9 protein-coding genes are annotated in these 11,218 nt (G+C 53.4%); 4 read left to right on the top strand and 5 right to left on the bottom strand.

Annotation, left to right across the window (positions count from 1 at the left end):
* Window positions 1-97: 97 nt before the first annotated feature.
* From DVA43_RS11495 to nagB, 4 genes are read right to left on the bottom strand one after another with little or no spacing between them, the layout of a single operon-like run.
* Window positions 98-850 (bottom strand): HAD-IIA family hydrolase, encoded by a 753-nt coding sequence (locus tag DVA43_RS11495; protein ID WP_103181044.1) that lies wholly within the window; start codon window positions 848-850, stop codon window positions 98-100.
* Between the two features lie 45 nt (window positions 851-895).
* A complete protein-coding gene (locus tag DVA43_RS11490; RefSeq protein WP_103823583.1) occupies window positions 896-2,116 on the bottom strand; it encodes an N-acetylglucosamine repressor in 1,221 nt (406 codons plus the stop codon).
* A gap of 8 nt (window positions 2,117-2,124) precedes the next feature.
* Entirely contained in the window at window positions 2,125-3,273 is a 1,149-nt protein-coding gene (nagA, locus tag DVA43_RS11485) for an N-acetylglucosamine-6-phosphate deacetylase (protein ID WP_114315618.1), read from the bottom strand.
* Between the two features lie 56 nt (window positions 3,274-3,329).
* A complete protein-coding gene (gene nagB / locus DVA43_RS11480; RefSeq protein ID WP_114315617.1) occupies window positions 3,330-4,130 on the bottom strand; it encodes a glucosamine-6-phosphate deaminase in 801 nt (266 codons plus the stop codon).
* A 325-nt stretch (window positions 4,131-4,455) separates the two neighbouring features.
* On the opposite strand from nagB, the gene nagE reads away from it, so the two are divergent.
* The 4 genes from nagE (at window position 4,456) to chiQ (ending at window position 10,541) form a co-directional block, all read left to right on the top strand.
* On the top strand, window positions 4,456-6,477 hold the full coding sequence (nagE, locus tag DVA43_RS11475) for an N-acetylglucosamine-specific PTS transporter subunit IIBC (protein WP_114315616.1): 2,022 nt from the start codon (window positions 4,456-4,458) through the stop codon (window positions 6,475-6,477).
* Between the two features lie 179 nt (window positions 6,478-6,656).
* On the top strand, window positions 6,657-8,324 hold the full coding sequence (gene glnS, locus DVA43_RS11470; protein WP_114315615.1) for a glutamine--tRNA ligase: 1,668 nt from the start codon (window positions 6,657-6,659) through the stop codon (window positions 8,322-8,324).
* A 434-nt stretch (window positions 8,325-8,758) separates the two neighbouring features.
* On the top strand, window positions 8,759-10,165 hold the full coding sequence (gene chiP / locus DVA43_RS11465) for a chitoporin (RefSeq protein ID WP_114315614.1): 1,407 nt from the start codon (window positions 8,759-8,761) through the stop codon (window positions 10,163-10,165).
* 43 nt (window positions 10,166-10,208) lie between these two features.
* Window positions 10,209-10,541, top strand: coding sequence for a ChiQ/YbfN family lipoprotein (chiQ, locus tag DVA43_RS11460; protein WP_197080134.1), 333 nt, complete (start codon window positions 10,209-10,211; stop codon window positions 10,539-10,541).
* Between the two features lie 146 nt (window positions 10,542-10,687).
* Here chiQ and fur read toward each other — a convergent pair whose 3' ends face one another.
* Window positions 10,688-11,134, bottom strand: a complete 447-nt coding sequence (fur, locus tag DVA43_RS11455; protein ID WP_010428651.1) for a ferric iron uptake transcriptional regulator — start codon at window positions 11,132-11,134, stop codon at window positions 10,688-10,690.
* Between the last annotated feature and the right edge of the window lie 84 nt (window positions 11,135-11,218).

The raw sequence follows: 11,218 nt of genomic DNA, 5'->3' as shown, positions 1-11,218 counted from the left end.
ATTGATGTTTATTCAGAAAAAGGCATTTTTTATTAGATGGGGTTCTGTTTTTGATGAGGCAAAATGAAAAAACCACGTCCGGGGACGTGGTTTTGGGTTACAGGACATCAATTTCCGCGACCGAGGGGTAAATCCAGCTTGGTCGGAACGGCATCGAATCGATATCGTCCAGGGTGGATACCCCTGACAGCACCAGGATGGTTTCCAGCCCGGCCTGGAAGCCCGCCAGAATATCGGTGCGCAGGTTATCGCCCACAATCACCGTATCTTCCGAGTGGGCCTGCATTGTGTTGAGTGCCGCACGAATGATCCACGGGCTGGGCTTACCAACATAAAACGGCATACGGCCAGTCATCTTCTCGATACCGGCACAGAGCGCGCCACAGGCGGGGTAAAAGCCGCGGCCATGGGTATCCGGGTTGGTGGCGATAAAGCGGGCGCCGTTGGCGACAAAGAAGGCCGCCTTGTGCATCATCTCCCAGTTATAGGAGCGCGTTTCGCCAACGATAACAAAGTCGGGATTGACGTCGGTGATGGTAAAGCCCGCTTTGTACAGTTCATGGATCAGTGCGCCTTCACCGACCACGTACGCTTTTTTGCCCTCCTGACGCTTCAGGAAGTCTGCGGTGGCCATTGCCGAGGTATAGAACACGCTGGCGGGCACATCAATACCGGCGGTGGCAAAACGGTTCGCCAGATCCTGCCCGGTCTGCGACGGGAAGTTGGTGAGCAGCACCAGCGGCATGCCCTTTTCCATGATGCCGTTAAGAAACTCTGCAGCGCCCGGCACGGCAACGTTGTCGTGCATCAGCACGCCGTCGATATCACAAATTACATTCTTAATGGTCATGGACTTCCCGACATCAAAAAAAGAAGGCGTCACTATAAAGCGCTGTCAGCTTTCCAGCAAACGCTGCAACAGGATACCGTTAAGCATGGCGCGTTTTACCAGGGCAAAAGCGCCAATCGCGGAACGGTCGTTCAGCGCGGAGCGAACCACCGGCAGGTTCTGGCGAAACGCCTTCAGCGCCTGGGTATTGATGCACCCTTCGATGGCGGGCAACAGCACTTTTTCAGCCTCGGTAATTTCACCGGCGATCACCACTTTTTGTGGGTTAAACAGGTTGATGGCGATGGCAATGGTTTTACCCAGATGACGGCCAACCTGCTCAATCACTTCACTGGCTAACGCGTCGCCTTTATTGGCCGCCCGGCAGATGGCGTTGATTTTACAGTCATCGAGCGTGACGCGGCTTTGATAACCCTGCTCCAGCAGATGACGGACCCGCTGCTCAATGGCGGCGTTGGCAGCGACGGTTTCCAGACAGCCAAAGTTGCCGCAGTGGCAGCGCTCACCCAGCGGGTCAACCTGAATGTGGCCAATCTCGCCCACGTTACCGTTACGGCCAATAAAAATGCGGCCATTAGAGATAATTCCGGCGCCCGTACCGCGGTGAACGCGCACCAGAATTGAGTCTTCACAATCCTGACTTGCACCAAAGTAGTGCTCCGCCAGCGCCAGGCTGCGGATATCGTGACCCACAAAGCAGGTCACGGCGAAACGCTTCTCCAGCGCGTCGATCAGCGCCCAGTTTTCGACCTGAATATGCGGCATATAGCGGATCACACCGCTTTCCGGGTCAACAAGCCCGGGCAGGATCACCGAAATGGCAATCAGCTCGCGGATTTTGCGCTGGCAGGATTCGATAAACTGCTCGATGGCGTTAAGCAGCGCATGTTCGAGGGTCTCCTGAGTGCGTTCCGGCAGGGCATAGTGCTCTTCAGCAATGGCCTTACTGCTCAGATCGTACAGCGTCAGGGTGGCGTCATGACGACCAAGGCGCACGCCGATGGCGTGGAAATGACGGGTTTCGGTAACAATCGAGATAGCGCGACGGCCTCCGGTGGAGGCCTGCTGATCCACTTCTTTAATCAGCCCGCGCTCAATAAGCTGACGGGTAATTTTCGTCACGCTGGCGGGGGCAAGCTGGCTCTGTTCTGCAATCTGAATCCGCGAGATGGGTCCGTGCTGGTCAATCAGTCGATAAACCGCCGCACTGTTCAGCTGCTTTACCAGATCAACGTTGCCAATTTGAGCTTGTCCGCCAGGTGTCATACTTTCGCTTACTCTGTAACGACCTCGTTACCATTAACGATGGTCTTGATGATTTTATAATCGTGTGTGAATGCGGTGAGGTTAGCGACCATCCCCGGTGCAATACTGCCCAGCTGTTTGTCTACGCCAATCGCGCGTGCCGGATAGAGTGTTGCCATACGCAGCACTTCGTCGAGGGCAATGCTGCAATGTTCAACCAGATTGCGCACGCCTTCGATCATGGTCAGAGCCGAACCGCTTAACGTTCCGTTCTCATCCACACAGAGTCCATTCCGGTAGTATATTGTTTTACCAGCAAAAATGAACTGTTCAATATTTGCCCCTGCCGGTGCCGTGGCGTCGGTAACCAGGCAGAGTTTGTCACCTTTCAGGCGTTTAGCGTTACGCACGTTGGCATAATCGACGTGTAAACCGTCGGCAATAATGCCGCAGTAAACGTCCGGTTCGTCAAAGATCGCCCCGGCGAGACCGGGTTCGCGTCCGGTAATATAAGGCATGGCGTTATAAAGATGGGTCGCGAAGGTGATACCGGCGCGGAAGCCCACTTTGGCCTCTTTCAGCGTGGCGTTGGAGTGCCCAGCAGAGACCACAATACCTGCGCCCGCCAGCTTGCGGATCACTTCGGGATCGACCATTTCTGGCGCCAGGGTCACTTTGGTGATCACATCCGCGTTGGCACAGAGGAAATCAACCAGTTCATCGTCAGGTTTACGGACGTAATCAGGATTATGGGTGCCTTTCTTGACGATATTCAGCCACGGTCCCTCAAGGTGCAGACCCAGCGCCTGGTGTGGATATTTCGCCAGATATTCACGCATCACGCGAACGCCTTGCTTCATCAGGTCGTCGCTAGTGGTGATAAGCGTCGGCAGGTAGCTGGTGCAGCCCGATTTTTCATTAGCACGCTGCATAATTTCCAGCGTTTCAACGGTGACAGCGTCGGCGGTATCGTTGAACTGCACGCCGCCACAGCCGTTAAGCTGTACGTCGATAAAACCGGGGGAGATGATTGCTCCATTGAGCGAGCGTTGTTCAATGTCCGCTGGCAGTTCAGCCAGTGGGCAGACACGTTCAATCAGGCCATTGGCGATAACGATCGCATGGTCATCCAGAATTTCATGGCCGGTATAAATCCGACCGTGGGTTAAAGCGTACATAACGACCCCCGGTTTAAAAATAGCATGCCGTCTCTGCAGGCAGAGACGGCGTCACATTACAGATCTTTAATGTTTTCTGCTTCTAATTCGTTGAAATATTTCAACGTCTTCACTTTCAGTTCCATGGTAGACGGTTCATCGCATACCACAACCGCTTTCGGATGCAGCTGCAGGCAGCTGATGGTCCACATGTGGTTGACGTTGCCTTCTACCGCCGCCTGCAGCGCCTGCGCTTTCACGCTGCCCAGCACCAGAATCATCACTTCTTCCGCATCCAGCAGGGTACCCACGCCAACGGTCAGAGCATATTTTGGCACTTGGTTAACGTCGCCATCAAAGAAACGGGAGTTTGCCACACGGGTGTCATGTGTCAGGGTTTTGATACGGGTACGGGAGGCCAGAGAAGAGGCAGGTTCGTTGAAAGCGATATGGCCGTCGTTGCCGACGCCACCCATGAACAGGTGGATTTTACCGTACGAGCGGATTTTTTCTTCGTAATGACGGCACTCTGCATCGATATCCGGTGCATTTCCATCCAGCAGATTAATATTTCCCGGTTTAATATCAATATGATCAAAGAAATTCCGGTGCATGAAGCTATGGTAGCTTTCCGGGTGATCTTTTGGCAGGCCAACGTATTCGTCCATGTTGAAGGTAACAACATGTTCAAAGCTAACCTGGCCCGCTTTATGCATCTCAACCAGTGCTTTATAGGCGGTAAGAGGTGTGCCACCGGTCGGCAGGCCGAGTACAAAAGGACGATCGGCTGTCGGTTTAAACGCATTGATACGTTGTACGATATGGCGAGCAGCCCATTTACCTACTTGTTCTGCGGTTGCCAGGGGGATCAGTCTCATTATTCACCTCTGAAGTTTTAGTAAAAGTTGGCGGATTGCTTGTCGGGGCATGCTATAAGCCTAACCTGGTTCACACCGAGAGGGGGCAATCCGTCTTGATTTTTCGTATCATAAAATAAGTTTTCCCTGTTTGCCAGTGCAGGGGAGGGGGATAAACAATATTTGGTGACAAAACTCACAAAAAGTACGCGTTTAATTTGCGATACGAATTAATTTTCCACACACTCTCAAAGCCAGTGAATCATCAACTGTATTTACAAGTTAGTGACACAATAAAAACACAGCTGAGAACATACCGTTATAGGGGTCTCATAGGGGGAACAAATTGAGCATTTTAGGTTACTTACAAAAGGTTGGCCGCGCCTTAATGGTGCCGGTCGCCACGCTGCCAGCGGCGGCAATACTGATGGGTGTCGGTTACTGGATTGACCCGGTGGGTTGGGGTGGAGACAACGCGTTAGCGGCGTTCTTCATTAAATCCGGTTCTGCCATTATCGATAACATGTCCGTACTGTTCGCCATTGGTGTGGCTTATGGTATGTCCAAAGATAAAGACGGCGCTGCGGCGTTGACCGGCTTCGTGGGCTTCCTTGTGCTGACCACGCTCTGCTCCCCGGCTGCGGTTTCTATGATCCAGAAGATCCCCGCCGACCAGGTGCCGGCTGCGTTCGGTAAGATCAGCAACCAGTTCGTGGGGATCCTGGTGGGTATCATCTCCGCTGAACTCTACAACCGCTTCAGTGGTGTTGAGCTGCCAAAAGCGCTCTCCTTCTTCAGCGGCCGTCGTCTGGTGCCGATCCTGACCTCCTTTGTGATGATCGTTGTGGCCTTCATCCTGATGTACATCTGGCCGGTGATCTTCGACGGTCTGGTGAACTTCGGTGAACAGATCCAGAAACTGGGTTCTGTCGGTGCGGGCGTCTATGCGTTCTTCAACCGTCTGCTGATCCCGGTCGGTCTGCACCACGCGCTGAACTCCGTATTCTGGTTTGACGTTGCCGGTATCAACGATATCCCTAACTTCCTCGGCGGTGCACAGTCCATCGAAGCAGGTAAAGCAGTTATCGGTATCACCGGTCGCTACCAGGCGGGCTTCTTCCCAATTATGATGTTCGGTCTGCCGGGTGCTGCGCTGGCTATCTACCACTGCGCACGTCCTGAGAACAAAGCGAAGGTACTGGGTATTATGATGGCGGGCGCATTCGCGGCCTTCTTCACCGGTATCACCGAGCCGCTGGAATTCTCCTTCATGTTTGTGGCGCCTGTGCTGTATGTGATCCACGCCGTACTGACCGGTATCTCTGTATTCATTGCAGCAAGTATGCAGTGGATCGCGGGCTTCGGCTTCAGTGCTGGTCTGGTGGATATGGTGCTCTCTTCCCGTAACCCACTGGCGGTTCACTGGTACATGCTGATCCCACAAGGTCTGGTGTTCTTCGCTATCTACTACGTGGTGTTCCGCTTCACCATCACCAAATTCAACCTGATGACCCCGGGCCGTGAGCTGGCGGTTGCCGGTAGCGAAGCAGATGGTCAGGATGTGAATGTCAGTGCTGCAACCAATGAAGACGTTTCTGGTCTGGCGCGTCAGTACATCGCGGCAGTTGGCGGCTCCGATAACCTGACCGGTATCGATGCCTGCATCACCCGTCTGCGTCTGAACGTGAAAGACTCTTCTCTGGTCAACGAAGCAATGGCGAAGCGCCTGGGCGCATCTGGCGTCATTCGTCTGAACAAAACTAGCGTGCAGATTATCGTTGGCTTCGTGGCTGAGAAAATCGCCAATTCGATGAAAACTACCGGTCCTGTTGCCGCTGCTGAAGCGACATCTGCGCCAGCTGCCGCACCTGCGGCTGTTAAGCCACAGGCTGTTGCCAACGCGACCACCATCGCAGCACTGGTTTCGCCAGTGACCGGCGACGTAGTGGCCCTGGAGCAGGTGCCTGATGAAGCCTTCGCCAGCAAAGCTGTCGGTGATGGCGTGGCGGTGAAACCAACGGATAAAACCGTGGTCTCTCCGGCTGCCGGTACCATCGTTAAAATCTTCAACACTAACCACGCGTTCTGCCTGGAAACCGAGAAAGGCGCGGAGATCGTTGTCCACATGGGTATCGATACCGTTGCGCTGGGTGGTCAGGGCTTCAAACGCCTGGTCGAAGAGGGTGCGGAAGTGGTTGCGGGTCAGCCGGTTCTGGAGATGGATCTCGACTTCCTGAACGCCAACGCGCGCTCGATGATTAGCCCGGTTGTCTGCAGCAATATCGATGACTTCAGCGGCCTGGTCATTAAGGCGCAGGGTCAGGTCGTTGCTGGCCAGACACCACTGTATGAAATTAAAGGCAAATAAGTGCTCCTGAGTAAGCGTTAGTGCCTGAGCGGCGGGGATATCCCCGCCGCTTTTTTTTGCAGCAATCGCCCTCATAATTCTCTTCAGAGACCGTTTTTTGCGTAACTAAAGGTTGTCACTACGCCCGGCTTATAAGATCATATGCCGTTATACGTCGTTTACGCTTTGAGGAATCCACGATGAGTGAGGCTGAAGCCCGCCCGAGCAACTTTATCCGTCAGATCATTGATGAAGATCTGGCCACTGGTAAGCACACCACAGTTCATACCCGTTTCCCGCCGGAGCCGAACGGCTACCTGCACATTGGTCATGCGAAATCGATCTGCCTGAACTTCGGCATCGCGCAGGACTACCAGGGCCAATGCAACCTGCGTTTCGATGACACCAACCCGGTGAAAGAAGATATCGAATACGTAGAGTCCATTAAGAACGACGTGCAATGGTTGGGCTTCAACTGGTCTGGCGACATCTGCTACTCCTCCGACTATTTTGACCAGCTGTATGCTTACGCCGTAGAGCTGATCAACAAAGGTCTGGCCTACGTTGACGAGCTTTCCGCTGACGAAATCCGCGAATACCGCGGTACGCTGACCGCGCCGGGCAAAAACAGCCCGTACCGCGATCGCAGCGTGGAAGAGAACCTGGCGCTGTTTGAAAAAATGCGTGCCGGTGGCTTCGAAGAGGGTAAAGCCTGTCTGCGCGCTAAAATCGATATGGCCTCGCCGTTTATCGTGATGCGTGACCCGGTGCTGTACCGCATTAAGTTTGCCGATCACCATCAGACCGGCAGCAAATGGTGCATCTACCCGATGTACGACTTCACCCACTGCATCAGCGATGCGCTGGAAGGCATTACTCACTCCTTATGTACGCTGGAGTTCCAGGACAACCGTCGCCTGTATGACTGGGTGCTGGATAACATCTCCATTCCGGTACATCCGCGTCAGTACGAGTTCTCTCGTCTGAATCTGGAATACACCGTGATGTCCAAGCGTAAGCTGAACCTGCTGGTGACCGACAAGCATGTTGAAGGCTGGGATGACCCGCGTATGCCAACCATCTCCGGTCTGCGTCGTCGTGGTTATACCGCAGCATCTATCCGCGAGTTTTGCAAACGCATCGGCGTGACCAAGCAGGACAACACCATCGAGATGGCGTCGCTGGAATCCTGCATTCGCGAAGATCTGAACGACAATGCGCCGCGCGCCATGGCGGTTATCGATCCGGTTAAGCTGGTTATCGAAAACTACCCGCAGGGCGAAAGCGAGCTGGTGACCATGCCTAACCATCCGAGCAAGCCGGAGATGGGCAGCCGTGAGGTGCCGTTTAGCGCAGAGATCTGGATCGATCGTGCCGACTTCCGCGAAGAAGCGAACAAGCAGTACAAACGTCTGGTGCTGGGCAAAGAAGTGCGCCTGCGTAATGCCTACGTGATCAAAGCTGAGCGTGTTGAAAAAGACGCTGAAGGCAACATCACCACCATCTTCTGCACCTACGATGCCGAGACCCTGAGCAAGGATCCTGCCGATGGTCGCAAGGTGAAGGGCGTTATCCACTGGGTCAGCGCGGCTCATGCACTGCCGGTTGAAATCCGTCTGTACGATCGCCTCTTCAGCGTGCCAAACCCGGGTGCTGCTGAGGACTTCCTGGAGGTGATTAACCCGGAGTCGCTGGTGATCAAGCAGGGCTTTGCAGAGCCATCCCTGAAAGAGGCTGTTGCTGGTCATGCGTACCAGTTTGAGCGCGAAGGTTACTTCTGCCTCGACAGCCGCTACGCCACTGCAGACAAACTGGTGTTTAACCGTACCGTCGGTCTGCGTGATACCTGGACGAAAGTCGGTGAGTAACTGATTATTTTTCGATAAACGCCGCGCATAGCGGCGTTTTTTTTGCCCCGCAAGCAAGCCATTAACCGACTATATGTTCGCGTTGCGAATTAATCCCATTTCTTAAAATGATTCGCTTTCTCTTCCCTTTCACAAATTCACGATAATAGCTATCGAACTGGCCGTTAAATAGCTGTCTGTTAAAAATAACCCGCTAATTACGTGCATTATTTTAATTAAAAATTCTTTTCAGTTTTGATTGTTACAAATAGCAATCAAATATGTGCGCTTTGTCATAATCCTGACTTTTGATCGCTGAAAAGCATTGATAATTCGCGTCGCGAAAAATAGTCTACAGACAGGAGATGTAAGCGGGTATTTCTGGTTACCTCCATTTTTTACTTTTTTGTTTTTCGCCGTTTAAGGCGCTTTAAATACGTCAAAGAGGATTAATTATGCGTACGTTCAGTGGCAAACGTAGTGCGCTTGCGCTGGCTATTGCCGGTGTAACAGCAATGTCAGGCTGGATGGTTTCTCCGAAAGCCCAGGCCGAAGGTTTTATTGATGATTCCACGCTCACGGGCGGTATTTATTACTGGCAGCGTGAACGTGACCGCAAAAATGTCGAAGCAGACAAATACGAAACTAACCTGGCTCACTCCACCTGGAACGCCAACCTTGATTTCCAGTCGGGCTATGTGGCCGACATGTTCGGTCTTGATCTCGCTGCGTTCACAGCCATCGAAATGGCGGAAAATGGCGACAGCGGCCACCCGAACGAAATTGCGTTCTCCTCCAGCAACAAAGCCTATAAAGAGGACTGGTCCGGCGATAAGAGCGGGATCAGCCTGTATAAAGCGGCTGCTAAATTTAAATACGGCCCGGTCTGGGCCCGCGGCGGCTGGCTGCAGCCAACCGGTCAAACCCTGCTAGCGCCGCACTGGAGCTTTATGCCGGGTACCTATCAGGGTGCCGAAGCCGGGGCCAACTTTGACTACGGAGACAGCGGTGCGCTGAGTTTCTCGTACATGTGGACCAACGAGTACAAAGCGCCGTGGCACCTCGAGATGGACAAGTTCTATCAGAATGACAGAAAAACCCGCGTCGATTATCTCCACTCCTTTGGCGCGAAGTACGATTTCAAAAATAACCTAATTCTGGAAGCCGCCTTTGGTCAGGCCGAAGGTTACATCGATCAGTATTTTGCCAAAGCCAGCTACAAGTTAGATATCGTGGGCGGCCCGCTCTCGACCAGCTACCAGTTCTACGGCACGCGTGATAAAGCCGACAGCGGCACCGTGAATGATATCTACGACGGCACGGCATGGCTGCAGGCGCTGACCCTGGGTTATAAGGTCGGGCAGGTCGATTTACGTCTGGAAGGGACTTACGTTAAGGCGGAAGGGCAGCAGGGTTACTTCCTGCAGCGTATGACCCCAACCTACGCTTCGTCCAACGGCCGTCTGGACGTGTGGTGGGATAACCGCTCCGACTTCAACGCCAACGGCGAAAAAGCGGTCTTCTTCGGCGCGATGTATGACCTGAGCAACTGGAACCTCGCAGGCTGGAGTGTGGGCGCGTCTTATGTTTACGCCTGGGATGCAAAACCGGCAGACTGGCTGATCAACAGCGCGGGCCAGCGTGAAGATATTGCCTCTAACAAGATTAAAGAGTCGGCCTACAGTCTGGATGCGATCTACACCCTTCAGGATGGTCGCGCGAAAGGAACTATGTTCAAACTGCACTTCACGCAGTATGACAACAATTCCGATATCCCAAGCTACGGCGGCGGTTACGGCAACATCTTCCAGGATGAGCGAGACGTGAAGTTTATGGTTATCGCCCCGTTCACCATCTTCTGATGACACATCCGGCGGGGGATAACCCCGCCGACCGGAGACTGCTATGCTGAAAAAAATCGTACTGGTCGCGCTGGTGGCATCAGGACTGACCGCCTGCGCGCAACCTCAGACCCAGAAAGAAGATACCCGTCTGAAAGAGGCCTACAGCGCCTGTATCAATACCGCTGAAGGGTCGCCAGAGAAGATCGAAGCCTGCCAGAGCGTGCTGGACGTGCTGCGCCAGGAGAAGGCGCACGAGCAATTTGCGACGCAAGAGACCGTTCGGGTTGCGGATTACCAGGCCTGTATCCAGGCGCGTAAAACGGGTAACAATCAGGACGTGACCAAAGACTGCGATAAAATCTGGCAGGAGATCCGCAATAACAACAGCAAGTAATCGGCTGTTTGCCACGCCCGATGGCGCTACGCTGACACGGGCCTACAAATGCGTAGGTCTGTGTCAGTGAGGCGCCACCGGGCTTTTTACATAATGACAGGCAAAAAAAAGCCAACCGTCAGGTTGGCTCAGAGTATGCGGATGAATTATTTCGCGTCGTGCGCGTGGTCATCTTCGCGGCAGTCGCCTTCGGCACAGTGGCCATACAGGTAGAGACTGTGGTTGGTCAGACGAATGCCGTGACGGGCGGCAATTTCACGCTGACGTGATTCGATAGAGTCGTCGCTGAATTCGATCACTTTGCCGCAATCCAGGCAAATCAGGTGATCGTGGTGATGCTGCTGCGTCAGTTCAAATACGGATTTCCCGCCTTCAAAATTGTGACGCGTCACGATGCCTGCATCGTCGAACTGGTTCAGTACACGGTAAACGGTAGCCAGACCAATCTCTTCGCCCATGTCGATCAGACGCTTGTATAAGTCTTCCGCACTGACATGATGGTTATCCGGACCCTGAAGCACTTCCAGGATTTTTAACCGTGGAAGCGTGACTTTCAGTCCGGCCTTCTTTAATGCGGTGTTGTTGTCAGTCATGCGGAATCTGTCCTGTTGCTAAACGATTCACTTCTAAAGAAGAAGTGACAGAAAATGCACCTGGGAAATGCGTCTCATTATAGA

Origin of the sequence: Leclercia sp. W6 (assembly GCF_003336345.1) — a bacterium.
GTDB lineage: Bacteria > Pseudomonadota > Gammaproteobacteria > Enterobacterales > Enterobacteriaceae > Enterobacter.
Note: the sequence above shows the minus strand (reverse complement) of the source record. Positions and strands in the feature narration are given on the sequence as shown.